At 48.0% G+C, this 26,057-nt stretch carries 27 protein-coding genes and 3 pseudogenes; 11 read left to right on the plus strand and 19 right to left on the minus strand.

From position 1 onward, the window contains the following. Positions 1 to 65: 65 nt before the first annotated feature. The gene (locus LH51_RS13050) at positions 66 to 506 is read right to left on the minus strand and encodes a hypothetical protein (protein WP_036522777.1); all 441 of its coding nucleotides are present in this window, start codon (positions 504 to 506) and stop codon (positions 66 to 68) included. A 172-nt stretch (positions 507 to 678) separates the two neighbouring features. Here LH51_RS13050 and LH51_RS13055 point away from each other — a divergent pair, with 172 nt between their 5' ends. From LH51_RS13055 to LH51_RS13080, 7 genes are all read left to right on the plus strand, one after another. After that, complete coding sequence (locus LH51_RS13055; RefSeq protein ID WP_036522779.1) at positions 679 to 1,866, plus strand: ABC transporter substrate-binding protein; 1,188 nt, start codon at positions 679 to 681, stop codon at positions 1,864 to 1,866. 20 nt (positions 1,867 to 1,886) lie between these two features. Further along, complete coding sequence (locus tag LH51_RS13060; protein ID WP_036522782.1) at positions 1,887 to 2,858, plus strand: YVTN family beta-propeller repeat protein; 972 nt, start codon at positions 1,887 to 1,889, stop codon at positions 2,856 to 2,858. Then, on the plus strand, positions 2,855 to 3,595 hold the full coding sequence (locus tag LH51_RS13065) for an ATP-binding cassette domain-containing protein (protein WP_036522792.1): 741 nt from the start codon (positions 2,855 to 2,857) through the stop codon (positions 3,593 to 3,595). Before LH51_RS13060 ends, LH51_RS13065 begins: the two co-directional genes overlap by 4 nt. Beyond that, complete coding sequence (locus LH51_RS22830) at positions 3,589 to 4,047, plus strand: ABC transporter permease (protein WP_235263729.1); 459 nt, start codon at positions 3,589 to 3,591, stop codon at positions 4,045 to 4,047. The genes LH51_RS13065 and LH51_RS22830 overlap by 7 nt, the downstream gene beginning before the upstream one ends. A 74-nt stretch (positions 4,048 to 4,121) precedes the next feature. Next, entirely contained in the window at positions 4,122 to 4,391 is a 270-nt protein-coding gene (locus LH51_RS22835) for an ABC transporter permease (protein WP_235263730.1), read from the plus strand. Between the two features lie 146 nt (positions 4,392 to 4,537). After that, positions 4,538 to 5,104 (plus strand): rhodanese-like domain-containing protein, encoded by a 567-nt coding sequence (locus tag LH51_RS13075; RefSeq protein ID WP_052063768.1) that lies wholly within the window; start codon positions 4,538 to 4,540, stop codon positions 5,102 to 5,104. Between the two features lie 45 nt (positions 5,105 to 5,149). Beyond that, positions 5,150 to 5,824 (plus strand): response regulator, encoded by a 675-nt coding sequence (locus LH51_RS13080; RefSeq protein ID WP_036522795.1) that lies wholly within the window; start codon positions 5,150 to 5,152, stop codon positions 5,822 to 5,824. Between the two features lie 31 nt (positions 5,825 to 5,855). Here the strand turns inward: LH51_RS13080 and LH51_RS13085 are convergent, their stop codons facing one another. From LH51_RS13085 to pqqA, 11 genes and pseudogenes are all read right to left on the minus strand, one after another. After that, the gene (locus tag LH51_RS13085) at positions 5,856 to 8,450 is read right to left on the minus strand and encodes a hybrid sensor histidine kinase/response regulator (RefSeq protein ID WP_036522798.1); all 2,595 of its coding nucleotides are present in this window, start codon (positions 8,448 to 8,450) and stop codon (positions 5,856 to 5,858) included. Continuing rightward, on the minus strand, positions 8,450 to 8,974 hold the full coding sequence (locus LH51_RS22840; RefSeq protein WP_327125008.1) for an FIST C-terminal domain-containing protein: 525 nt from the start codon (positions 8,972 to 8,974) through the stop codon (positions 8,450 to 8,452). The genes LH51_RS13085 and LH51_RS22840 overlap by 1 nt, the downstream gene beginning before the upstream one ends. Beyond that, positions 8,960 to 9,435 (minus strand): annotated as a pseudogene (locus LH51_RS22845) (FIST N-terminal domain-containing protein); the annotation flags it as partial. The pseudogene LH51_RS22845 and the gene LH51_RS22840, both read right to left, overlap by 15 nt. 396 nt (positions 9,436 to 9,831) lie before the next feature. Then, positions 9,832 to 10,368 (minus strand): alpha/beta hydrolase family protein, encoded by a 537-nt coding sequence (locus LH51_RS13095; protein WP_268746575.1) that lies wholly within the window; start codon positions 10,366 to 10,368, stop codon positions 9,832 to 9,834. Beyond that, positions 10,358 to 11,164, minus strand: a complete 807-nt coding sequence (locus LH51_RS13100) for an alpha/beta hydrolase family protein (RefSeq protein WP_036522804.1) — start codon at positions 11,162 to 11,164, stop codon at positions 10,358 to 10,360. Before LH51_RS13100 ends, LH51_RS13095 begins: the two co-directional genes overlap by 11 nt. 220 nt (positions 11,165 to 11,384) lie before the next feature. Next, entirely contained in the window at positions 11,385 to 11,726 is a 342-nt protein-coding gene (locus LH51_RS13105; protein ID WP_036522807.1) for a hypothetical protein, read from the minus strand. 3 nt (positions 11,727 to 11,729) lie between these two features. Next, complete coding sequence (gene pqqE, locus LH51_RS13110; RefSeq protein WP_036522810.1) at positions 11,730 to 12,857, minus strand: pyrroloquinoline quinone biosynthesis protein PqqE; 1,128 nt, start codon at positions 12,855 to 12,857, stop codon at positions 11,730 to 11,732. Then, positions 12,850 to 13,116, minus strand: a complete 267-nt coding sequence (gene pqqD, locus LH51_RS13115) for a pyrroloquinoline quinone biosynthesis peptide chaperone PqqD (protein ID WP_036522813.1) — start codon at positions 13,114 to 13,116, stop codon at positions 12,850 to 12,852. The genes pqqE and pqqD overlap by 8 nt, the downstream gene beginning before the upstream one ends. Next, positions 13,116 to 13,869: pseudogene (gene pqqC / locus LH51_RS13120) on the minus strand (pyrroloquinoline-quinone synthase PqqC). The gene pqqD and the pseudogene pqqC overlap by 1 nt, the downstream one beginning before the upstream one ends. 33 nt (positions 13,870 to 13,902) lie before the next feature. Beyond that, positions 13,903 to 14,821, minus strand: a pseudogene (gene pqqB / locus LH51_RS13125) (pyrroloquinoline quinone biosynthesis protein PqqB). Between the two features lie 65 nt (positions 14,822 to 14,886). Beyond that, the gene (gene pqqA, locus LH51_RS20115) at positions 14,887 to 14,958 is read right to left on the minus strand and encodes a pyrroloquinoline quinone precursor peptide PqqA (protein ID WP_003243383.1); all 72 of its coding nucleotides are present in this window, start codon (positions 14,956 to 14,958) and stop codon (positions 14,887 to 14,889) included. A gap of 448 nt (positions 14,959 to 15,406) precedes the next feature. On the opposite strand from pqqA, the gene LH51_RS13130 reads away from it, so the two are divergent. The 3 genes from LH51_RS13130 (at position 15,407) to LH51_RS22855 (ending at position 17,991) form a co-directional block, all read left to right on the plus strand. Then, positions 15,407 to 17,266: a PQQ-dependent methanol/ethanol family dehydrogenase gene (locus tag LH51_RS13130; RefSeq protein WP_036522850.1), complete on the plus strand. Its 1,860-nt coding sequence runs from the start codon at positions 15,407 to 15,409 to the stop codon at positions 17,264 to 17,266. Positions 17,267 to 17,482: 216 nt separating this feature from the next. Further along, positions 17,483 to 17,725 carry a pentapeptide repeat-containing protein gene (locus LH51_RS22850; protein ID WP_235263733.1) on the plus strand — a complete coding sequence of 81 codons (243 nt, stop codon included), beginning with the start codon at positions 17,483 to 17,485 and terminating at the stop codon, positions 17,723 to 17,725. Then, complete coding sequence (locus tag LH51_RS22855; RefSeq protein WP_052063769.1) at positions 17,671 to 17,991, plus strand: pentapeptide repeat-containing protein; 321 nt, start codon at positions 17,671 to 17,673, stop codon at positions 17,989 to 17,991. The genes LH51_RS22850 and LH51_RS22855 overlap by 55 nt, the downstream gene beginning before the upstream one ends. 22 nt (positions 17,992 to 18,013) lie before the next feature. Here LH51_RS22855 and LH51_RS13140 read toward each other — a convergent pair whose 3' ends face one another. The 7 genes from LH51_RS13140 to LH51_RS13165 form a co-directional block, all read right to left on the minus strand. Then, positions 18,014 to 18,688 (minus strand): response regulator transcription factor, encoded by a 675-nt coding sequence (locus LH51_RS13140; protein WP_036522816.1) that lies wholly within the window; start codon positions 18,686 to 18,688, stop codon positions 18,014 to 18,016. Then, positions 18,688 to 19,881, minus strand: a complete 1,194-nt coding sequence (locus LH51_RS13145) for a sensor histidine kinase (protein ID WP_081960816.1) — start codon at positions 19,879 to 19,881, stop codon at positions 18,688 to 18,690. Before LH51_RS13145 ends, LH51_RS13140 begins: the two co-directional genes overlap by 1 nt. Positions 19,882 to 20,024: 143 nt before the next feature. After that, a complete protein-coding gene (gene exaC, locus LH51_RS13150; protein ID WP_036522819.1) occupies positions 20,025 to 21,545 on the minus strand; it encodes an acetaldehyde dehydrogenase ExaC in 1,521 nt (506 codons plus the stop codon). Between the two features lie 121 nt (positions 21,546 to 21,666). Further along, a complete protein-coding gene (locus tag LH51_RS19390) occupies positions 21,667 to 22,413 on the minus strand; it encodes a putative bifunctional diguanylate cyclase/phosphodiesterase (protein ID WP_081960817.1) in 747 nt (248 codons plus the stop codon). Beyond that, positions 22,371 to 23,327: a GGDEF domain-containing protein gene (locus LH51_RS19395; protein WP_052063772.1), complete on the minus strand. Its 957-nt coding sequence runs from the start codon at positions 23,325 to 23,327 to the stop codon at positions 22,371 to 22,373. The genes LH51_RS19390 and LH51_RS19395 overlap by 43 nt, the downstream gene beginning before the upstream one ends. A 99-nt stretch (positions 23,328 to 23,426) precedes the next feature. Next, complete coding sequence (locus LH51_RS13160) at positions 23,427 to 24,083, minus strand: fumarylacetoacetate hydrolase family protein (protein WP_036522822.1); 657 nt, start codon at positions 24,081 to 24,083, stop codon at positions 23,427 to 23,429. A gap of 23 nt (positions 24,084 to 24,106) precedes the next feature. Then, positions 24,107 to 25,306 (minus strand): MFS transporter, encoded by a 1,200-nt coding sequence (locus LH51_RS13165; RefSeq protein ID WP_036522825.1) that lies wholly within the window; start codon positions 25,304 to 25,306, stop codon positions 24,107 to 24,109. A 94-nt stretch (positions 25,307 to 25,400) separates the two neighbouring features. Between LH51_RS13165 and LH51_RS13170 the strand changes: the two genes are divergently transcribed. Beyond that, on the plus strand, positions 25,401 to 26,057 hold a 657-nt coding region (locus LH51_RS13170), incomplete at its 3' end, for a LysR family transcriptional regulator (protein WP_036522828.1).

Raw genomic sequence — 26,057 nt, forward strand, 5'->3', positions numbered from 1 at the left:
TAAATTTTGATTCATCCTTGGGTTATAATTACTACTACTTAGGTACTAATATTTAAGTGGAATTTTTATTCAACTTTAAAAACACCTGCCATACCACGCTCTTCATGTCCTTTTACATAAAAAGGAAATTCACCCGCACGGACAGGAACGAAAAATATTTCCGCTTCACCTACATCTTCAAACTCTAATTCACTTAAACCAACGCCTTTTATTTCAACACCACCCGCTTCAATTTTACGAATGTAAATAGATTCAAAAAAGTCAGGTGCACGAAATGCATATTCTTTTAAGCCGGAAGCCTGTATTTTAAGGCGATAGGACTGACCTGTTACGAAAGTATATTCTTTCGGTTGCATGTAATAGTCCAACAACTCAGTCTCAGTAAGTTTACCTAATTCAATAGGTTGAAGCCGTTCCGGGCGCTGCGCCAAGTCACCAGCACTCCAAACCATACTGGATGACAGTAACAAGGAGGCACAGACAACACTTTTCATTATGGCTTTCATAGTTTTTTCCTTATTTTTATTAATTTATCATTATTTCTAAATTAGACTAACTCATGTGAACTTTAAAAAAATAGTACTTAGGTACTGATTAATTACTACTTTATTCACATTTCATTTTTTGATTTCAGCCACTAGGATTGAATAACAACTTAACGACAAAGAAATAGATGCCATGAAAACGATAAAAACATTGGCGACTGCCTATTTTGCTTTGGCATTATTAAGCAGCCTATTCATTTCAATCAACACAGCTAATGCAGATGAATTGAATATTCGTATTGCTTACCTGGGTTATGAAGAGGACAAAGGCCCTCTTTTATCCAACGCTTTCCCGGAACCGGATGATTCAGGTCTGAAAGGGGCCGAGGTCGCTTTACGCGATAACAATACAACCGGCCGATTTCTAAAACAGACCTACACCCTTGAGGCGCTTCAGTCAGACGATGCTGATGAACTGCTTCACTTTGCCGAGCATCTTCATCAGGATGGCGTGCGCTTTTTTGTTGCCAACCTGCCGAGTGAACAACTCAGCAGACTTTATTCGATCACCGGTGATGATGCGCTGATATTCAATGCAGGTAGCAAGGATAACGCCTTGCGCGTTGATCAATGTATACCCGGCCTCCTTCACACCATCCCTTCTCGCGCCATGTTAGCGGATGCACTTGGGCAATGGCTGGCGGCCAGACGCTGGACGAACTGGCTGTTAGTGACTGGTCAAACCGACGCTGACAAAGCCTATGCGGCCTCAATACATCGTGCTGCCGACCGATTTGGCGGACGTATTATTGAAGAAAAATTCTGGAGCTTTGATACGGATTTACGCCGCAGTGCACAACAAGAACTCCCGGCCTTTACCCGCGCTCGTGATTATGATGTCGTCATCGTCGCTGATGAGCGTGGCGATTTTGGCGAATTTCTTTTATTTAATACCTGGCTTCCGCGCCCTGTTGCCGGGACTCAAGGTTTGACACCCACAGGCTGGCACAAAGCGGTTGAAGCCTGGGGGGCAGCGCAGCTGCACAGTCGCTTTGAACGCCATGCTGATCGGTGGATGAACGAACTGGACTATGCCGCCTGGGCTGGCGTTCGCAGCCTGGGTGAAGCCATCACCCTTATCAAAACTGATGATCTCGAAACCGTCAGGGCATTTATTCTGTCGGAAAATTTTCAGTTGTCAGGTTTCAAAGGACGTCGTTTGGAATTTCGTGGCTGGAGTGGACAGTTAAAGCAACCTATCCCACTCGTACATCCCAGGGCTTTAGTATCTCAATCTCCGCAAGAAGGATTTTTACACCCGGTGACGGACCTGGATACGCTGGGTTTTGATGCACCTGAAAGTCAGTGCAAGGTTAAGTAAAATAATAACAGGAGTCATATATGTTTAAAAAACACGTACTTACAAGCCTGATAGCCGGTGTGTTGTTTACCGGTTCGAGCTGGGCCGGAAACGCATTCATTTCTAATGAACGCGATAACACCATCTCGGTTATAGACACGCAATCCTGGGAGGTGGTAAATACCTTTGAGGTTGGCATGCGCCCACGCGGTATTCTACTGAGTAGCGACTATTCCAGACTTTATGTCTGCGCCAGTGATTCTGATCGTGTTGAGATCTATGACGCCAAAACCTTTGAGCTCATCACAGACCTTCCTTCTGGCGATGACCCTGAGCAGTTTGCGCTGCACCCGAATGATCGACTTCTGTTTATTGCCAACGAGGACGACGACATCGTTTCTGTTGTCGATACAGACACACATCAGGTGTTGGCGCAGATTGAAGTCGGTATTGAACCGGAAGGCATGGGCGTCAGCCCGGACGGCAAATGGGCGGTCAACACCAGTGAAACGACCAACATGTTGCACTGGATTGATACCGAATCACTTGAATTAGTAGACAATACGGTCATCGATCAACGCCCACGTCATGTTGAATTTAGCCATGACAGTAAATATTTATGGGCATCCGCCGAAATTGGTGGCTCTGTCACTATCTATGATGTCGACAAGCGCAGCGAGATTCATAAAATAGAATTTGCTATTAAAGGGGTGCATCCCGATCGTATACAACCTGTGGGTATTCAGCTCACACAAGATGGTCGTTATGCGTTTGTCGCCCTGGGACCTGCAAACCATATAGCGATGATCGATCAACAAACCTATGAGGTCTTAGAATACTTCATGGTAGGACGCCGGGTCTGGGGCGTGGGACTGACACCTGATGATCAGTTTGTCCTCTCAACCAACGGTGTCAGTGGCGATGTGTCGATTATTGATGTCGAAAAACGCGAAGTGATTAAAACCTTAAAAGTAGGACGCTACCCTTGGGGCGTCGTGGCGACCCCTAGATGAGCTTATCGCTCAGGGACTTAAGCTTTAGCTATGGGTCACGTCAGGTCCTGAAGGATCTGACGTTCGACCTTCCCTCAGGTCAGTTTAATGCGTTACTAGGCCCCAATGGAGCGGGTAAAAGTACGTTAATTTCGCTGATCACGCGCTTGTTGGCTTTGCAACAGGGTTGTATTCAACTGGAAGAGTTGGATTTAGCGCAGCAGCCTCGCCAGCTCATGAAACACATTGGCGTGGTTTTTCAACAAAGCACGCTCGATCTGGATCTCACCGTTCTGCAGAACTTGCATTATCACGGTGCATTGCATGGCCTCTCTACGTCTGCGGTTAAGCAGCGCGCTGGTGAGGAGCTTGAGCGCCAGGGGCTGTCTAATCGACTCAACGATAAGGTGCGCACGTTAAATGGTGGGCATCGGCGGCGTGTTGAAATTGCGCGGGCTCTATTACATCGACCATCCTTACTGCTTTTAGATGAGCCCAGCGTGGGGCTAGACACCCGAAGCCGTTTGGAACTTAACAGTTATGTCCGCTCCCTGTGTCAGAGCGATAATTTAACCCTTCTCTGGACCACGCATTTAATCGATGAATTGCAGCCTGAAGATCACATTATCGTCCTGGATCAGGGCCGATTAGTTGCTCAGGGCAAGGGCCAGGATTTACTCAAACTAACCAGCTGTACTGATTTAACCGCAGCGTTTGAGCAACTTACCGGCCTGGCAACGGGAGATGTGTCATGTTGAGTTTGTATTTCTACAGCTTCAAAGGCATTTTATACCGTGAATTCTTACGCTTTATTCAGCAGCGCTCGCGCTTTTTTAGCTCACTCGTTCGCCCGCTACTCTGGCTGGTGGTATTTGCTGCAGGATTCAGAGCCGCACTCGGTCTGTCGATAACGCCACCCTATGCAACCTATATTACCTATGAAACCTACATCATTCCGGGTCTGGCTTGCATGATTTTGCTGTTTAATGGCATGCAAAGTGCGTTATCAATGGTCTACGACCGCGAAATGGGGAGTATGCGCGTGTTGCTGATGAGTCCTCTGCCCCGTGCCTGGTTATTATTCAGCAAGCTATTGGCTATAGCGATTATTTCCTTAATTCAAGTCTATGCCTTTTATGCCATCGCTATATTGCTCGATATCCGCTTACCGACCCAGGATTACTCTATGCATTACCCGCACTGTTACTGACAGCCCTGGAGTTAGGTGCTATCGGTCTATTCCTGTCATCGAAAATACGTCAGCTGGAAAATTTCGCGGGAGTCATGAATTTTGTGATTTTCCCCATGTTTTTTATGTCATCGGCACTGTACCCTCTATGGCGAATGCGCGAAAGCAGTGAATGGCTTTACTGGGTCTGTAGCCTCAACCCGTTTACCTATGCGGTCGAGTTGGTCAGATTTGCCCTGTATCAACAGCTCAATACCCAGGCGCTGGTGATTACTCTGCTGACCACTGGCGGCTTTGGATTGCTGGCCATTTGGGGATTTAAACCTGAAAAAGTCATTACATCGACATCCTCTTCCCAGCCTTAAAAGCAGCAGGTTAGGCTTGCTACATAAGAACAAACTAAACTTACTACTTCAGTACTTGGTTTTTAGCCACATGGTCTAATTCAGGTCTTAATACTTAAGCGGTGTAATGTCTTTAATAATAAAAACAGATGAAGCAGGTGAAATGAGTGAAACGGGTGAAAACTCTTTTTTTACTAGCTATGTTAACTTTAGTGCTTTCAGTGCAGGCGGATGAGTTACCCCATTTTTCAGAAGATGGCTACAGAATAAGCTATTACCGAAGTGCCACACCAGATCAGGTAGACGGTGGCCGTTTAATTACAACCGCTGCATTACTGAGTAAACTGCAGGCTAATCACGAAATAATTCTGATCGATGTCCAGCCTGTAACCTGGCGAAATGGGATATTTATTTCAAACCCGCCACGTCGGACATTACCCAACAGTGTCTGGCTGCCTAATGTTGGCTGGGGCGAAGCCGAAGAGCACTGGCTGAGATATTTTTCAGAGCATTTACAAGCATTAACCGGAAGGGATAAAAGCAAGGCGATTGCTATTTTTTGTACCGCAGATTGCTGGATGTCATGGAATGCTGTGCGCCGTGCGTCGCAATGGGGTTATACTCAACTCTATTGGTACGCTGATGGTAGTGATGGATGGCATGAAGCCGGCTTGCCGCTGGTTGAGATAGCGCCTGAACCCCTTGGGGTCGAAGCTTTACTCTACACAGAATAACAATAAACAAGGGTACTCTACCCTTAAAGCTGAGTGAGAATAACCGTGTATAAGATACTTGTAGCCGACGATCATCCCCTTTTTCGAGAGGCCATACAAAGCGTGATAGCCTCAGCTTACCCAGATGCAGATATTCTTGAGACCGAGAGTCTTGATGAAGCACTGATCATGGCGCAGGCTGATGACGATTTAGATTTGGTTTTATTAGATTTGAATATGCCGGGCATGAATGGCTTAAACGGCCTGATCTCCATACGTAATGAGTTCCCGACTATCCCTGTTGTCATCGTATCCGCTGAAGATGACAAACAAATCGTATTGCAGGCGATCACCTGCGGAGCCGTTGGTTTTATCTCCAAATCATCACCCCGTGCGCAAATGACCGAAGCCCTGGAACAAATATTAAAAGGAAATGTCTATCTTCCGCCCGATATTATTCGGCAGACCCAAGATCCGAATATGCAGCGTCACCGGAAAAGCAGCAATAACCCGGAAATTCCATCTGAACTCTTAATGTCGCTTACCCGACGTCAGTTATTAGTATTGGAACGCATGGTCACTGGTGAGTCGAATAAGCAAATTGCTTACCAGTTAAATATTGCCGAAACCACTGTAAAAGCGCATGTTTCTGCTATTTTATCTAAACTGGGTGTGCACAACCGCGTGCAAGCTATTTTAGCCGCAAGCGACATAAATTTTTCTAACTATTTACGTCGATAGGAAACGAAAGATATCACTGGATAGATAATGTTCAATCGCCTGCTTTTAATAAATGCGACAAGGTGGCTTTCAGTTTTAGCGGCTTAACAGGCTTATTAATCAAAGCATAACCCGCTTCACGCATCTGTTGCTTTAATTCATTGCTATAATTTGCGGTTATCATCAACACAGGAATCGCTCTAGTACGGCAGGCCAATATTTCTTTAACGACATCTGTACCGACCACATCATCATCCAGATGATAGTCAGCTATCAAGAGATCTACCTCCGTACTACCGATGCTGATAATTTCCTGTAAATCACTAAGCCCTGTGGCTGTAATCACTGAACAACCCCAGCCTTCAAGCAATACGCGCATCCCATTGCATATTGATGGATCATTATCCACCATCCATATCTTTGCACCAGCCAGGTAACGATCAAAGCCTTGTTCTTCATGGATAGGCAATAGACTATGTGGTGCTAATTCACCCAGAGGAACCTCAACAGAAAAAACCGAACCCTTGTCATACTGAGAACGCACATGAATGGGATGTGACAAGATGCGGGCAATCTTATCCACTATAGCCAACCCCAGGCCCAGCCCTTTATCCTGACGATTTTTGTTGGGTGTCAGGCGTTTGAACTCGAGAAAAATTTCATCCAGCTTATCTGAGGGAACCCCACAACCCGTATCGTAAACCTGGATTAAGACTGACTGACTTTGACGACGGCAGCCCAACAGAATTTTACCACCAGTGGGCGTATAGCGTACTGCATTGGTCAGCAGGTTTCTCAGAATACGCGCCAGCAAGGTTGCATCTGAAGACACAATTACCTCGCTCGATTGATAGCTAAAGCCGATATTTTCGGCTTCAGCAATCTGTTTATATTCAACCGCCAAATTATCTAGCAACTCTTTAAGTCGAAACGATGCAACATCGGCTTTAATGACTCCAGCATCAAGTTTAGAGATATCAACCAGGGTACCCAACAGACTTTCCACATCCTCCAGCGAATTGCTGATCGACTTAATCAATGAAAAAATCTGTTCTGGAATTTTTTGTTCCAGCAATGCGCCGGTAAAAAGTCGTGCCGCATTCAAGGGCTGGAGTAAATCATGGCTGACAGCAGCAAGAAATTTGGTTTTGGACAGGTTGGCTTGTTCGGCTTCTTGCTTTGCTTCAATCAAACGATATTCGATGGTTTTTCGCTCATTGATCTCAGTACGCAGCTTCTGGTTTAGCCCGGTCAACTCTGATGTTCGATCACGCACCCGTTGTTCAAGATTAATGTAAGCTTGTTGCAGGGCTTCCGAGGTGCGTTTACGTTCCGTTATATCCCGAATCAGAACGAAAAAACCAACGGCATCGCCTTCCAGATCAAGATTCGGCACGTACGACTTGAGCATATACCGGTTTTCACCTGCCGCATTTTGTTCTTCGATTTCAAAGTTAACGCTTTCACCTTTCAAAGCCCGTTCAACATAGGGCAGCAGCTTGGTAAATGAAGCTTCACCATGAGCGCGACTGATATTCTCACCAATCAATGAACCGCGGGGCCAGCCATAAAAGTCATCGTACACCTGGTTAGTAAAGCGGTAGCACATATCCGCACCCAAATAGGCAATTAGCGCGGGTACGTGGTCAGTGATAAGGCGTATCCAGCGTTCACTTTCACGCAAGTTTTCAGCGTAGCGGTAGTGCTCGGTAATATCCGTATAGGTGTTAACATAGTCACCAGATTGCATGGGATGTGTTTTAATCTCAATAACCCGGCCATCGAGCAAGCGCTGCTCTAATTCGAGTAGCGGTTTGACCTCATCCTTAGTCTGTCTGGGTGATAAAAACACAACTTCAGATTGCGCCATCAGTGCCTCAAAATCAGCTGATGACAACACCTGCTGCGGACTTAAAGTGGTTAACTCAAGAAAACGACGGTTCCAAATTTCCAACTGCCCCTCGGCATTGACCAAACTCACGCCCTGGGACAGGTTATCAACGGTGCTTTGTAAGAGATGGGACTTTTGTGCCAGCGCTTTCTCCCGCTGAACCGCCTCACTGGCTTTTAAATCAGTAATATCCGTATACAACACCACTAAACCGCCATCACCCGTTTGACGTTCGGATATCTGTACCCAACGCCCGTTACTGAGGTGCAAAATCTTGGCGGCATCAGCCTCTTCGGAATAAACCTCAGAGACCAGTCCTCTTTCACGGGTTAAACGGCGTATATCATGAATGCTGACTCCGCGGGTAATACTGACCCCAACCTCACGCCAATACTCACTGAAACGGCTATTATAAAGAAGAACCCTGCGCTCATTATCAAACAAAACAAAAGCATCAGAGATACTTTCAATTGCATCAATAAGACGCTGATGAGCGGTTGCAGCTTCCTGATTTGCTTCTTTAAGCGCACGGTTGCTGGCTTTTAACTCGGCCATGGTGACAGAGAGTGCTTCGGTTCTATCTCTCACCTGCTCTGCGAGTACGGCAGAGTGCTCAAAGGCCGCATAAGGTGCTGCACTCATTGAACTCCCAGCTTCGACACGTTCAATCAGGGCCTGGTTGATCCGCCTTAACTTTTCATTTTCGTATTTAAGCTCGGCAATAACTTCATCAGAGGAGGGTCGTGACTGGTTCATCAGCGCAAACCGCCAATCACCACACCGGTAAAGGTTTGATTAATATGCACACCATCAAAATGCTCGCCATAGGTGTTAAAGCCAACCACGCGGTGTTTAACGAAAAAATCCGAGGCTTCCTGTAAAGCACCCAGATGTTCGGTTTCTAATCGACGTAAGAAACAATCACACCCCAGGGTGATAATTGGTGTGCCTATTCTCGATTCGATTTCAGCAAAACGTCTTTCAAGATCCGGCAAAATCGGTTGTGGCTCCATGGCGGTTAGCACGATTCCATTACCGACAGCGCAATAGAAGGTCAAACTCATGTCAGGGTTGACCCGCTGAATGGAGCGGACGTAAAACTCATTGCCAATTCTTACCGCCAAAGGATGCAGTGCAAACACTTTGGGGTTTAAATCCTCTGGCGCAATACCCACGAGGGCGGCGTACTCTAAGGCAGCCGGTGCGGCATTAAACTCCATGACTGCACGAGAAGACGGTTCAGCCGCTGTAACCACTAATTTCTTATCCAGACTACGCATATGATGCGTTGTAAAAACCTCAAAATCCAAAGGTGTATTAATTAAGATAAGCACGGCTGCTTCATTATGAAACTGACCATCATAAAAAATATGGGTATTAGCTAGCTGAATATCATCACCCGCTGATCCGCCAAAGTGAGGAATGTTTCCCAGGCTGAATCCAACGCCACCAGCACCATTTCTTCTTGACTTGACAGGCCATCCAGCAGCGTCATGGCGAAGGTGTGTCCTTTGCTTGGTGCAACCTGCTTGTGCCGTCCCTGCAAAAAAAGTTTATCGACCAGGGATTGCGCCTGCTGCAGTCCAAAGCCATCAAGCTCTGCAACCAGACCCACTTCTATTGCAAAAAAATGCTTGTCAAAGCCAACGGCACTAATGGAACCGCGCTCATAACCTGTCGATGTAAGCTCGCCTGCTGTCGTGCACCCGGCCAGTTTGATATCCGGGAAAGCACTGGCCATGGCATGAGCAAGCGCTTCCAGATCATATTCAGCAGAACAGAAAAAAAGTACGAATCCCAAGTCAGGATGCAATAACTGATTGGACAATTCTAACGCAGCCGCTTCAGTATCTGCCAAATTAGTCTTGGCAGTCTCAATCGGCTTTAAACGAAAGGTGCATTCACTTTAAAAACCTATACTCATCAATTGAGCCTGACTCCGTTATATATGTATCTCAGTGTAATCCACTCAGCACATCATTAAGCTTAGAAAGAGTCGGGTACAAGCGATACTATACTTCAGACCTATAAATACAAACTTTAGTCGATATTTTAACAGCAACAAACGGTCACAATTCAATGGCTATGTTGTGTAATACGCAAGCGTTCCAACCTATCGACCTGCTTATGCTACAGTCTATCCCAAAGACAGGGTTATAAAACGCAAATAGAATTGTAGCTCCTGCTCTAACACGCTTTGTTGATTTTCAGCCAACCTGAAGCCATGTGCCTCATTATTAAAATAAGTCACTTGCACAGCGGTGCCCTGTTTCCTTAAAACCTTAACCATACGTTGCGTTTGTTCCGGCAGAACCACTGTGTCTTTAAGCCCTTGGAAAAAAATCACGCCAGCCGAAACAGCTTCAGCCTGGTGCACGGGTGAACGCTTTGGGTTGCGCAATGCACTCTCATCTCCAACCAGCCAGCTCAAGTAATGCGACTCAAATTTATGGGTCTGTGCATTCAGCGGCACCAGATCACTTACACCATAAAGACTGGCGCCAGCCTTAAAACGCGCGGAATGTATCAGCGCCATCAGGGTAGTGTAGCCTCCAGCACTTTGTCCGCGGATAAACAAAGCTTCAGGGTGTGCCAGACCCTCGGCCACGAGTTGATCCACCAAATACTCAACGTCTTCTACCTCAGCCACCCCCAGCGCCCGGCTAAGGCACAACGAAATGCTCTCCCATAACCACAGGAACCCCGATAATTAATATCGGCACGGCAAAACCAGCTGATGTCCAGTATTGGACACGGGGATTTAGCACGGGATAGGTTGCTGAAGTCGGGCCACCGTGGGTGAGCAGAATTAAGGGCGGTGGCGTCTGCTCATGAGTCAGTTGCTTTTGTGGCGGATAGTAAAAACTTTGCACATCATACGTATTTGCCACTTTGATCCAATAAGACTGAGGCAGATTGACTGGGTAATCAGGCTTGCCTGCGCCAATGATGATCTGCCAACTCAACTCGGCAAGATCGAGCGCAATGACACCCGGATAGCGATCTTCGGAGTCTGCCACCAGATACGCATGGGTGGCGCTTAAACTCAGACTGCTTAGGCGTGAAAAGGGCAAGGTGACCGACTGTTTAGCCTTGCTTTGCGCATCAAAACGCCAATAATGACTGTAGCCTTTGTCCTGTACCAGGGCATGCAAATGTCCCTGATTGTCCCATGCATAGGTGCTCAATCCCAGTGCCCAAGGGGCGGTTGTAAACTCGACGGGAAAGATCTCATCGAACAGGCGTACCGCTTCGATGTGTCTGTGTGCTGTTTGTACAAATACGTAAGGATTCCACCAGTTATCAGGATCACCCAGTGCGACTAAATCATCTTCAGGTGAAAAATGCGGTTGCAACCAGCTGGCATTATTGGCCAACTGCGTCTGAGTAGACAGATCCAGTGTTCCATCATGATGCAATTGAATAGAGACCAGCTGCGTCGATAACCAGGCTGATGCGGATGATTCCACTCAATCCATACCAAGGTGTGGCCGTCAGAACTTAAACAAGGAGAGGCATAAAAGTCAGCCCCCTGAATGAGATCCTCCACCGCTCCTGTGGCGCAATCAATCGTTACCAAGCTGTGTTGATTCTCTGCAGCACCCTCAACCTGGGATTCACACACGGCGATTAAGCGTTTCCGCGCTGAATCATAAATACAATCAGCAAAGCTGCGCCAAGGGGTTGAGGTTAAAGCGGCATGCAGAGAGCTGGAGGAAAGGGAAGTATCGATTGCAACACCCTTTTCACGGGGATAAGGCTGATCCAGATTTGTTGGTCTGTGGCATTCACCCAGGCAAAGGCATCGTCCAACAGCACCCAGGCCACACCCCCATACCCATTGACGCGACTGCCCACACTGCACTGTTCGGGTGTGATACCTGTCACGCTTCCCTGCTCACTTAAAAAGAGGCGGTTGCGACCAGTAGCCGGATTCGATTCGACCCAGGCCACACCAGAGGCAACAGCCGAGACAGAGTGGTATTCTTTAAACCCCTGCACGACCCTGGCAGCTGAAGGCACGCGGCTCATCTCTTAGCCTTTAAAAAAGACACGCGAATTACGTTCATTGCGAAAGGTCATGGCGCTTGCTGACACATCAGCCTCGGCGGCAAGACGCGCTTCCAATATGAGTGAGTGATGTTCAGACTTACTGCACACAGGATCGGCATTGTGCATATCGCCCGTCAGCATAAAAGCCTGACAACGACAACCACCGAGATCATCATCCTGTTCATCGCAACTGCGACAAGGCTCTTTCATCCAGCCTTTGCCACGAAAATAGTTAAAGCCCTCAGAGTCATTCCAGATATAGGGCAGGCTATGATCCTTCACATTCGGGAAGGAAAGCGGCAGCATCCGCGCACTGTGGCAAGGCAACGCGGTACCATCCGGCGTGACAGTCAGGAAGAGTTCGCCCCAGCCGTTCATACATTTTTTCGGGCGCTGTTCATAATAATCCGGTGTTACAAAAATCAACTTGATCGGATGCCCCTGCGCGGCCAAACGTTCACGGTATTCATTGGTGATACGTTCAGCGCGTTCCAGTTGGGCCTGAGTCGGCAACAAGGCCTCACGGTTTTCATACGCCCAGCCATAATACTGGCAAGTAGCCAGCTCAACATAGTCGGCTTCCAGCTCAACACACAGCTCGATAATGCGGTCAATTTGATCGATGTTATGCCGGTGGGTAACGAAATTCAGCACCATCGGATAGCCTTGTGCTTTGACTTCGCGCGCCATTTTTAATTTCTGGGCAAAGGCTTTGGCAGAGCCAGACAGCATCTGATTCACCGCTTCATCCGACGCCTGAAAACTTACTTGAATATGGTCTAATCCCGCCTCGTGAAAGCGTGCGATGCGTTGCGCATTCAAGCCAATACCCGAGGTAATTAAGTTGGTGTAATAACCCAGACGCCGTGCTTCCGCAATGAGAACTTCCAGGTCTTGACGCACCAAGGGCTCGCCACCGGAAAAACCCAATTGGGCAGCGCCCATTTTACGCGCCTGGGTGAAAACGTCGATCCATTGCTCGGTGGTTAACTCCTGCCCTGCCGCTGCAAAATCCAGAGGGTTGCTGCAATAGGGACATTGCAAAGGGCATTTGTAGGTTAACTCAGCTAACAACCAAAGCGGTTGTCGATGCTTGGCAGTCTCAGACATAGTCTATCCAGTTAAGTGTTTGTGCATGGGTGAAAAACTCGTTCACATCCTGCTCTAAATCTTCCGCGTCCGGGTATTTGGCGTTCAGCTCTGCCTGTATGTCGTCAACACTCTTTATGCCATCGATACGGGTGAGTATTTCTGCTGCGCTGGCATTAAGTTGTACCATCCCTTCAGGGTAAAGCAACACCCAGGCCGCTTGCGCCTCTTCCCATTGCAAACGAAACATACGATTAATCACGGGAATAGACCCTGGCATCAGAATAGTCCCCGATGATAAACAGCGGTATCCGTAACCGTGTGGTAAGGCGGCCGGTTTAATTCATAAGCCATGCTCATCGCATCCAGCATTGTCCAAAGCACATCCAGTTTAAACTGTAAAATTTCCAGCATGCGGGTTTGCTGTGCAGCCGTTTGATAGTGATCCAGGGTAATTTTTAAGCCTTGCTCCACATCACGACGCGCCTCGGTCAAACGGTTTCGGAAATAGGTATAGCCTTCGGCATTGATCCAAGGATAATGCGTCGGCCAGGCATCCAGACGCGACTGGTGAATATGCGGCGCAAACAGCTCCGTTAAAGACGAACTGGCGGCCTCTTCCCAGGTGGCACGGCGGGCAAAATTAACGTAGGCATCCACGGCAAAACGCACACCGGGCAATACATGCTCTTGTGAAAGAATTTCTTCACGTGATAAGCCACCGCCTCACCTAAGCGCAACCATGCTTCAATACCACCTTCGGCACCTTCATAGCCATCGTGATCCAAAATTCGCTGAACCCAATGACGCCGCACATCACGATCAGGACAATTGGCCATAATCGCAGCATCTTTAATCGGAATGCTGATTTGATAGTAAAAACGATTGGCCACCCAGCACGAATCTGCTCTGGCGTCGCATGGCCTTCATACATGGCCTGGTGATAGGGGTGATGTGTGTGGTAATAGGCGCCTTTGTCACGCAGGGCCTGTTCAAACTCGGTTCGACTTAAAGCGTTAACTATAGGGTTCATCAAGGTCGCCACCTAATCATGTTGTATTCTGATTTATAACTGTACCTGCATCCCATCAAATGCGACTTCGATGCCTTTGGCATCTAACAAGGCCCGTTCTGGTGAGTCTTCAATCAAGATAGGGTTGGTGTTATTTATGTGAATCAATATTTTGCGAGGTTTGGTGAGGGGTCTAAAAATTCAATCATACCGCCTTCACCGGATTGGGGGAGTGCCCCATATGTACGCCAAGCTTATCGCCTACACCCATAAACGCCATTTCATCTTCACGCCAAAGGGTACCATCTACGAGCAGGCAATCAGCCTCAGCCATCACCTGCGTCAGCGGAGCATCGATATCGCGTAAACCCGGCGCGTAAAAGAGTGATTTGCCACTGCGCTTATCCCGAATCAATACCGCTATATTGTCTCCAGGATGCGGGTTTAAACGGTGTGGTGAGTAAGGGGGTGCGCTTGATAGAATCGGCAGAGCGATAAACTCAAGGTCCTCGATGCCAACAATTTCAAATGGATTCAAAAACTGATCTACGGCGATAGGATGATGAATCAATCCACTATTCCAGTTTTTCAGCATGGTAAAAATCGGGAAGCTGAGACTTAAATCCTGATGCACGCGATCAGTACAATACACCTGATGTGGGCAACCTTCGCGTAACATTAACAACCCTGTTGTATGATCGATCTGACTGTCCATGAGGACAATGGCATGTATGCCGGTATCGCGCACGGCACGTGCCGGTTGCATAGGCGCGAAATCAGCAAGTTGGGCACGAATATCCGGAGAGGCATTAAATAAAACCCAACGTTCACCATCAGCACTCACGGCAATCGAGGATTGCGTACGTGCCTGTGCATTCAAGGTTCCTTTACGAAACCCATCGCAGTTCGCGCAATTGCAGTTCCACTGCGGAAAACCACCGCCAGCAGCTGAACCTAGAATCTGGATATGCATTGTTATTATTATCTCTTACAGAAGTGGTACAAAAAGCGACCCTCAGTGAGGGCCGCCCTTAGCGCTTAGCGGTTTGCGAAGTACATAGTGACTTCAAAACCGATGCGCAGATCGGTATATGCAGGTTTAGTCCACATAAACGACTCCTTCTTTTTTGTTATGGATGTCATAATTGGCACCCTTTTGATAGTAGGATGTTGAAGAAGCGGACAACATGGTACTTTGGAACTAATTTTCTGGGCATTTTGTCGGCACAAACTTTCACACTTCCCCCTTACACTACAGAGAGGCGGAATAAAGGCTACGGATGCTGGCCGAATAAATTACAACACCACACTACTTTCATTACTCACTAGAATGAAATACACTGTGCTTAGGTCGTACAACTTTAATACAACATATTGTTTTATAGGGAATATTTCCCAAAATCCTGCGCTTTTTTCCTCGTTTTTACTGGCTGAAATCCTGGTATCTGCGGGCACTCATCCATCGTTATTATCGGTCGCTCTACCCATACTACCCTGGCACTAAGGCATTGAATTTAACTCAGCTGCTGAGTTACTCATCCAACAGGGTATTATTATGATGCATACAACAAAAATAACGTCTCGTTACACACCTCTGGGCTATTCGATCAAGGCCGCTCTATTGTCTGCAGCAATTGGCCTCAGTAGTACTTCGGCATACGCCGCCACTGAAGTTTCTTGGGATGATATTGTTAATGATCCGGACAACACACAAACCGTTCTAAGTTATGGTTTTGGACCCAAGGCCCAGCGCTATAGTCCAATGACAACAATCAATACCGACAACGTGAATCGCCTGACCCCTGCCTGGTCTTTCTCATTTGGTGATGAAAAACAGCGCGGACAAGAATCCCAGGCTCTGGTTCATGATGGTGTTATATACGTAACAGGCTCTTATTCTCGAGTGTTTGCTATTGATGCAAAAACAGGCAAGCAGCTTTGGAACTACGCCGCCAGACTACCAGATGATATTCGCCCTTGTTGTGATGTCGTCAATCGCGGTGCAGCAATATTCGAAGACAAAATTTACTTTGGTACACTCGATGCTGCCATGGTCGCACTGGATAAAACCACTGGCCGTGTCGTCTGGCGTGAAAAATTCGGTGATCATTCTGCTGGCTACACCATGACGGGTGCTCCCACGATTGTTAAAGATCAAGCCTCTGGACGCACCTTGCTCATTCATGGTTCGTCAGGCGATGAATTTGGCGTTGTCGGCAAACTATTTGCTCGCGACCCGCACACTGGCGAAGAGGTCTGGATGCGTCCATTCGTGGAGGGTCATGTGGGCCGCCTTAATGGTGAAGAGAGCACACCAACAGGAGACCCAAGAGCCCCTTCATGGCCAGATGATGACAACACAGAGACAGGCAAGGTTGATGCCTGGAGCCATGGGGGCGGTGCTCCCTGGCAGAGTGCAAGTTTTGACGTCGAAACCAACACAATCATTGTGGGTGCAGGCAATCCAGCCCCCTGGAATACCTGGAAGCGCACATCTGAAGGGGGTAATCCACTTGATTACGACAACCTCTACACCTCAGGTCAGGTGGGCGTAGACCCCACTACAGGCGAAGTAAAATGGTTCTACCAGCACACTCCGAATGATGCCTGGGATTTCTCCGGCAACAATGAACTGGTCCTGTTTGAGTATGATGACGAGGGTGAAACCGTCAAAGCAACAGCTCACGCTGACCGAAACGGATTTTTCTACGTTATCAACCGTGAAGATGGCAGCTTTATTCGTGCCTTCCCATTTGTTGACAATATCACCTGGGCAACACATATCGATCCTGAAACAGGCCGTCCTGTCGAAGTTGAAGGGCAACGCCCACCGCTCCCTGCACCAGGTGAAGAACGTGGTGAAGCTATTGAAGTCTCTCCACCCTTTCTGGGTGGTAAAAACTGGAACCCCATGGCTTATAGCCAGGACACCGGCTGGTTCTATGTGCCTGGTAACCACTGGAAAGAGGATTACTGGACCGAAGAAGTCACCTACCAAAAGGGTTCAGCTTATTTAGGACAAGGCTTCCGCATCAAAAAAATGTATGACGACCATGTCGGCATTCTACGTGCGATGAACCCTCTCACAGGCGAAATAGAGTGGGAACATAAAGAAGCCCTTCCACTTTGGTCCGGCGTATTAGCCACGAAAGGCGACCTGGTTTTTACAGGTACGAGTGACGGCTATCTTAAGGCTTTCCACGCCAAAACCGGTGAAGAGCTTTGGAAGTTCCAAACAGGCTCAGGCATTGTTTCCAGCCCAGTCACATGGGAAATGGATGGTGAGCAGTATGTCGGCATTGCCTCAGGCTATGGTGGCGCCGTTCCGCTATGGGGAGGTGAGATGGCTGTATTAACGCGTCCTGTTCCTCAAGGGGGTGCTTTCTGGGCCTTCAAGCTTCCATCCTGGGCCCAATAAAACCGCGATTTTGTGAAACGATTGTTACATGGCTTTGAGCCTGTTCATACAGGCTCTTTTTTTAAGGACGTTATGCTTATGAAGCCTTTACTCTTTTCAGCACTGCTGCTTTGCTCGTGCCTACTGTCTCCCGCCTTCGCAGACGATTGCCCTTTCACACCTAATGCAGAATGCGCTAATGGCCAATTTGAATCTTTTGAGTTAGCTGGACGCGATATGCGCTATATTAATTTAAGTGGCGCTGACCTTCGGTATGCGGATTTGCGACATGCAGACCTGCGTGGAGCAAACTTACAAGGCGCTGATTTACGCCACGCCACACTTACCCGGGCCAACCTGGAAAAACCAATCTACGTGGTGCCACACTTGACCATGCCAACCTGCAATCCGTATCTGCATGGGCTATGTTTGGTCAAGGTGCATCATTCAAAAGCACACGTTTTGATGGCGCCGATTTAACCTTTGCTCGCCTGACACAAGGCAAGTTCGAGAACGCCAGCTTTTATGCCGCCAATCTGGAAATGGCATGGCTGACAAAGGCCGATATGACAGGAGCCAGCTTTGAGGATGCCAATCTTCAAGAGGCAAAATTTAACAATGCTAATCTTGGAAACGCTCAATTCACAGGTGCAATTTTTCGCTTTGCGACCTTTCAAAACACCCTGATGGATGGCTGCGAAGGCTGCCCTCACGACTGGATGATCCCAAAAAACTACACGGATTAATTCAGGTTACACTGATGACCCCTCAATGCGGAAGCTGCTCGCCTGAGGCAGGCGCTCCGCTTTGAATTTCACCCAACTTAATAACTCCAAACTGAATCGCCAAATGGACAAATTGTGCAGTAGATGTCACTTGCAGTTTACTTTTTAAGAGCGCCGTGTGATTGGCTACTGTTTTCACACTGACACACAAATGCTCTGCAATCGTTTTCGAGGGCAAGCCTTTAGCCAGCATCACAAAAATTTCAAACTCTCTGGGCGTTATATCAGACAACCCTCTCTCATCTACAGGTCGATGCATGGCCAAACGCATCGCTAACTCATGCTCAACATAGGGCTTACCCTGCATTACACGCGTAACAGCTTCCAATAGCACCTCGGGTGAACCACTTTTGGAAATATAACCCAAAGCACCCACATCCAAGGCTTGCTGCACCATGGGTAGCTCATCATACATACTGAAAAAAAGAATACGCGTACTGGCTTCTCGTTGCAGTATTCGCCTACCGATTTCCAGCCCGGTCAAATCTGGCAAATGTATATCCAAAATAATCAGATCGGGCGTATGTTGCTGCCATAAAGCAAAGCCGTCAGCTCCCGTACTGGCTTCAAGTATATGGCATGTATCTAACATGGCAGACAGTAAACTGGCATAGCCCTGCCTGACCACGGCATGATCATCAATCAATAGAATTTTCATCAAGCTATACCCTCCTGCAATACAGGAACCTTTACAATAATTTTCAAGCCCTGGCCTGCTTTCGAAACAAGGCGTAAGTTTGCGTTCATACAGCGGGCTCTCTCATACATAGAGCGCAGACCGACCCCCTGCACCATATTGGCCTGCAATCCCTGCCCGTTGTCATCAACCACTAACTCCAAACCCGTTTCAATAAGTCTAAGATCAATTGATACTCTATTGGCTTTAGCATGACGTGCCACATTATTGAGCGCCTCTTGTACCATCCGATATAGATGTGTTGCCGCATCTTTTTGCAAAGGTGGCACGCAATCAGGCACCAAAATACTGCAACTTATGCCACTGGATTGCTGCCATTGCGTAGCAAGACTTTGTAACGATTGGCCTAACCCTAGGGGCTCAAGAATCACGGGGTGCAAACTTCGTACTAAGCGCAGAAATCCTTCCTGCATTGCCTGGCAATGTTCAATAATGATCTCTGCTGTCCGCTTAACCAACATCGCATCGTCAGGTGTTTGAGAGATTAAGTAGGATTGAGCCCGAATGCCTGTAACATATTGTCCAAGGTCATCGTGTAATTCTCGCGCTAAATAGGCACGTTCTTTTTCCTGGAGCGCCATTAACTCCCCGGTTAAATGCTGATTACTTTTCTGCTCCAGCTCAAGGGCATTCGCCAGGGTCGAATAACAAGTAGCCAGCAGTTGAAAAGGCTTTAACCCTAAGCGTCGCCCATAGAATGCGGCCATAGCGGCCACTAAATAGGTCGCCACAAATAACACAAATACCAAGACCACAGACTCCCACACCTCCTCAACCTCATCGAAGGGGTTGGCTAACAACCACATGCGCCGTCCATCAGGCAGGTATAAGGTATTAGCATCCTGAACCAGATCTTCCCGCCAAATCAGCTGAAAAAACCACTTCGGTACCTCATCAGATCCATCTAAGTCTTCCAGCTGTATTGAATGCTTAACGCTGATAACCACATGACGCAACTCTGCCTGTTCAAGCAGGTGCAAACGTTGCCTATCACCCTCAGCCAGCGTGGACAAGAGCTGTGCTAACTCCCTGCTTGCTGCCAGCTCGCGCTGGACATCCGTTTTGCCCTGCTGAACAAGAGCAGCGAATGCCAACAAAAATAAAAAACCGAAAACCAAAAAAAGCGACATCATTAACGTTAAAAATCTGGACATGACGGCTTACTCATTAGAAAAAAAAACCTCCCGAAGGAGGTTAAATACTACATGACAGAGTCAATTACTGGTCGCAGGGTGCGCGACCATGCAGCAGGTACATCCCTGTACCGATCAACGGAGAGTAAAGAGCGCTTACTGGCTTAGAAAAAGCCCATCGGGTTTACATCATAGCTAACCAGCATGTTTTTGGTCTGCTGATAATGATCCAGCATCATCTTGTGGTTTTCACGGCCGACACCGGATTTCTTGTAACCACCAAACGCCGCATGTGCTGGATAATGATGATAGCAGTTAGTCCACACGCGACCGGCTTCAATACCACGACCCATACGGTAAGCACGGTTCATATCACGTGTCCACAGGCCTGCACCCAGTCCGAACTCAGAGTCATTGGCAATAGCCAGGGCTTCAGCTTCATCTTTGAAAGTGGTGACAGATACAACCGGGCCAAAGATTTCTTCCTGGAATACGCGCATTTTGTTGTTGCCTTTGATCAGGGTTGGCTGAATATAGTAGCCACCACCCAATGACGCATCCATCTGATCCTTATCACCACCGATGAGAATTTCAGCACCCTCATCACGGCCAATATCAAAGTAACCCATGATCTTTTTAAACTGCTCTTCCGAGGCCTGAGCACCCACCATGACATCGGTATCCAGTGGACTGCCACGCTTAATCAGCTTGGTACGCTCTATTACCTTGGCGATGAACTCATCATAGATATCTTCCTGCACCAGCAGGCGTGATGGGCAGGTACACACTTCACCCTGATTGAAGAAGGCCAACACCACACCTTCAATACATTTACTCAGGTAACTATCTTCAAAATCCATGACATCTTTGAAGAAGATGTTTGGTGATTTACCACCCAACTCAACCGTGGAAGGAATAATATTTTCGGCTGCACATTTCATGATGTGCGCGCCAACTGGGGTAGAACCGGTGAACGCAATTTTGGCAATACGCTTGCTGGTAGCCAGCGCCTGACCGGCTTCTGCACCAAAGCCATTGACGATATTCAAAATGCCTGCTGGTAACAGATCTTCGATCACCTCGATGAACTTCAGAATAGACCAGGGGGTTTGCTCGGCTGGCTTCATGACTATGCAGTTACCTGCTGCCAGAGCCGGCGCGATTTTCCATGCCGCCATAAGCAGGGGAAAATTCCAGGGAATAATCTGACCAACAACACCCAGTGGCTCATGGAAATGATAGGCGACGGTATTGTGATCTATCTCACCGATAGAACCTTCCTGCGCACGAATAGCGCCGGCAAAATAACGAAAATGATCCACTGCAAGTGGTACATCGGCGTTTAGGGTTTCACGTACAGCCTTACCGTTATCCCAGGATTCCGCGACAGCTATCGATTCAAGATTCTGTTCCAGACGATCGGCAATTTTCAGCAACAAATTTGAACGTTCGGTAACTGACTTGAGACCCCATGCCTGCTTTGCTGCATGCGCTGCATCCAATGCCAGTTCGACATCTTCAGCGGTAGAACGCGGTATTTCACAAAAAACCTCACCGGTGACTGGTGAAACATTTTTGAAATACTGGCCCTTGACGGGAGCAACCCACTTGCCACCAATATAGTTTTCGTAACGGGGTTTCAGTGAAGTGACGGAGCCCTCAAGCCCTGGCTGTGTATAGATCATTGTGTGAGCCTCTTTTGTTGTTATCTACCTGACTCTTTGCGAGTCACGATGCTTCAGGCTTCATATTAGTCATCAGATGACCATAACACCAATTGTGCATTGGCACATAAGAACTACGCCTTTAGTACTGCTTCGCAAGTTTAAAATCAGAAAGTCGGGTACGAAACGCGAACGCTGATTCAGGGGCGGCATAAAAATAACCCTGATAGGTATGACAACCCAATTTCTCCAGACTTTGACGTTGCTCCGCGGTTTCCACCCCTTCAGCCACAACTTCCAGTCCGAGGCTTTTCGACATGGCAATAATGGTATTAACAATTGCCAGGTCACCTGGATCACCCGGTAGCCCCTTGACAAAACTGCGGTCAATTTTCAGACGGTGCAGGGTTAAGCGACGCAAATAACTCAACGACGAATAGCCGGTACCAAAATCATCGAGTGCCAGGCTCACCCCTAACAAACGCAAACGCTTCAATACCCGTGCACTACGAATAAAATTCTCAAACAGATAGCTTTCGGTTAACTCCAGCTCCAGCCAACGCGATTCCAGCCCAGTCTGATCCAATACTGACCGTACAACATTAACAATATCACCACTGTTCAGTTGCAGTGCCGACAAATTAACCGACACTTTCAGGAAGTGCCCTTCCTCCTGCCAGATACGTGCCTGACGACAGGATTCTTCAAGCACCCAATGACCTATGGCATGGATCAGCCCGGTTTCTTCAGCTATCGGAATAAACTGATCTGGTGGAACACGGCCCCGGGTCGGATGATTCCAACGAATCAGCGCTTCCGCACCGGAAATACAATTACTCTGCAGATCTATCTGAGGCTGATAGTAGACTTCAAATTCGTGACGCTCCAGTGCCCCCGAAGATCCGTTTCCAGCTCAAACTTTTCGCGGTTCAGTTCACTCATGTCGGCTTCATAGAACTGATAGCGGCCCTGACCAAGCCGCCGGGCACGTGTCAGAGCGGCATCGGCATGGCGTAACAGTGCATCAGCATGCACGCCATTATCTGGAAAAAGACTGATGCCTATGGTGGCTTCCAGATAAATCGTCTTACCCTCCAGTTCGAAAGGCTGCTTCAGGCTATCCAGGATCTGCTGTGCTAACACCTCAATCAATGGCTCGCCTTGAGTGACCTTGACACATAACAGGAACTCATCGCCGCCAGCTCGTGCCAGCAGGTCATCTGGCCGAGCCAATTGCTTTAGACGCTCGGCCATCAGCATCAGTACCTGATTACCCGCATCATGGCCCAGGCTTTCATTCACCACTTTGAAGCGACTCAGGTTAATGAACAGAATTGCCAGTTGCTGATCTTTTTGTTGTTCCACCTCACTCATGCGTTCACACAAGCTGTCGTAAAGCTGTGACCAGTTGGGCAGACCAGTCAACTGGTCATGGTGCACAAGATAATGAATACGCTGTTCGGAAAGCTGCTGCTGTTGATTGGACTGATCCAACTGCCGCAGTAAAGGACGAATTTTATAGGTGATAAAGATAATACCGGCAACCAGAATGACTAGCGTCATCATGATAGAACTTACCAGAACCCGGTAAGCCGAAAGGGTTAGATCATTTTCAGGCAGCGTAGCGTCCTGCGACAAACTGGCCGTAATAGCTGAGGTCAACTGTTCTGCTACGCGCTGAGTTTCGTAATAGATCTGAAATACCGCGACCCCACTCAGCAGCAGGCCGGTCAGCAAAATACCAACGGCGACAAAGCGTATTATTTTTTGCTGTAAATGCTCGGTTTTCAGCTGCACCAACACTACTCGACTCCGCTTTTTTAAAGCGCACCATAACAGTTTTAAAGGCAGCTGTTAATTGATCATTTCTATACCATTAGTAGCAGTTTTTCGTTTTACTTATTATACCACCCGGGTTTCATCCTGAATCACTTGATCCAACTGCAGACGCAGCTGATCTCCAGCCTGTAACTGTCCCACACCGGCAGGTGTACCGGTTAACACGACATCGCCAGGTAACAGGGTGAACCATTCACTGATATAGGCCAACAAGGCCGTCACCGGTAACAGCATCTGCGCCGTATTACCCTGCTGACGCAACGCATCATTAATCCACAAGTTAAATTCGAGCTGAGTCAGGTCCAAACCTGCTGGAGCAGCAAAGGCTGACAAGCTGCAACTGCCATCAAATGCTTTGGCTTTCTCCCAAGGCAGACCTTTGGACTTGAGGGTCGACTGCAAATCACGCAAGGTCAAATCCAGTGCCAGTCCCACCCCGGCGATAGCCTGGCCCGCCTCGGCTTCACTTGCATGAGTCAAACGCTGCCCTATCAGAATCGCCAACTCAGTTTCATAATGTAAGCCACCTCGCCCCTGGGGCAAAACAATGGATTGAGACAGTGGAATAATCGCCGTGGAAGGTTTGATAAACAGTAGCGGCTCATCTGGCACTGGATTATTCAGCTCTTTGGCATGCTCGGCATAATTACGCCCAATACACACTACTTTGCCGACCGGTAGCTGCTTATCTCCTTTAAGGAACTGGTGTTGATAGTCCATAGTATCTCCTGTCTGTTAGCTAATCAGGCGGTTGTTATAACACGTCCGCAGCGCTGCCAATAGAGCAGAAGCATCGCACAACCCAAGGTAACCAAAAAGATTAATATCGAGCCGGCGACTATGCCTGTCCAACCAGCCAATTGCCAGAAAGGGTGCAGATAAAAGCCACCGACACTGGCTCCAACATAATAAAACACCAGATAGAGTGCCGATGCACTGGCTCGTGCCTTAACGGCCTGCTGACTGACCCAGCTACTGGCGACAGAATGGGTTAAGAAGAAACCAAAGCTGTTTATAAAGAAACCGCCAATAATGGCAGGTAAGTTACCAAGCAGTGTTATCAAGGTTCCCAGCATCAAAACAATAATGCCTATCGCCATACACAGCGGGGCTGAAAAGCGTCGACTCAAGCGCCCGGAGATCAAAGAGCCAAAGGTTCCTGTCAGGTAGGTCAAAAATAACAAGCCGATCCAGGTAGCCGAAAGGTTGAAAGGCTCTGCTGCCAGTACAAAGGTAATATAGGTGTACTGATTCAGAAAGATCAGGAAATTCAGCCCACCAATAAGATAGGCAATAAACAATACAGGATTCCGAAGATGCCCCAGCAGATCCATTAACATCCGCTGCGGCCGGAAGGGTACCGGGCTGAAATGACTGGACGGTGGTAATAAGCGGATCACCAGCAGCAGTCCCAGAATACTGAATACACCCAACAGCAGAAACACTTCCGACCAGCCCAGCCAATCACCCACGGCACCCGCCAGCAGTCTTCCGGTTACACCACCAAGCGAATTACTGGCAATATAAAGCCCAACCGCCGTCACTAGCGCCGGGCGGCTGAACTCATCTCCCATATACGCGATTGCAACCGCGGGCACACCAGCCAGAAAAAAGCCTTGCAGAGCACGCAACCAAAACAGCGAACTGTAGTTATCGACAAATCCCAGTCCCAGGGTTGTCAGCGCAACACCTGCCAGGGTCATCAACAAAATACCACGCCGGCCCAACACATCCGATACCGGTCCATACACTAATAATGACAGACCCAGCACCAGTGTAGCGATAGTATAAGCATGGCTGATCTCCAGCTCTGTACGCTCAAGACTGTCTGCCAGCATCGGTAATAACGGCTGCATACCATGAAGATTGGCAAATACAATAAAGGACGCCAGGCACAGAGCCAAGGTAGCACGCCAGAATTGTGGGCTGGTTGTTTCTATCATTTTGCTTACCTGTATTAACTGGACCGTAGCTTAGCAGTGGCAAATGCATCATAAAAATATATACTAATGATAAGTACGATAAGAGAAAGTGATAATGAATCTAAAACACTTGCGTTATTTCGTTCGGGTGGCCGAGCTGAGCAGCTTTACCGCAGCGGCTGAACAGCTACATCTGGCTCAGCCCGCTGTGAGTATGGCCATCCAGAAGCTGGAGCAAACCCTGTCGGTATCGCTATTCCATCGCCACGACCGTCAAATCAGCCTGACAGATGAAGGCAGAGAATTGTTAATACATGCACGCCGGGTCTTGATGGCTGCAGATGAAGCCGAGCTGGCCATGCAAGAGTTGAGTGGACTCAAACGCGGTGAAGTGCGGATTGGTATTCCAGGCATGTTGGGGTCTTATTATTTTCCTCCAATTCTGATGGCCTTCCGCCACCGTTATCCGGACCTGCAGATATCAGTGATTGAGGCAGGCACCCGCAAGCTACAACAGATGCTGTTAAGTGGTGAAATCGACATAGGTGTGATTGTTGAAGATTCCCCAACCAAGGAACTGGAGCTGTGCCCGTTTTTGCGTGAAGAGATGATGGTGGTAATGGCGGATGACCACCCCCTGGCAGCCTGTCAGTGCATCACACCCGAAGATTTTTTTGCTCAGGAACTGGTGCTGTTCAAAGAGGGTTATTTCCACCGTGAAGTGATCAATCGTCTGCTGTTGGAAACCGGCTTACAACCCCATATTGTTYGA

Origin of the sequence: Nitrincola sp. A-D6, from assembly GCF_000764495.1 — a bacterium.
Taxonomy (GTDB): Bacteria; Pseudomonadota; Gammaproteobacteria; order Pseudomonadales; family Balneatricaceae; genus Nitrincola.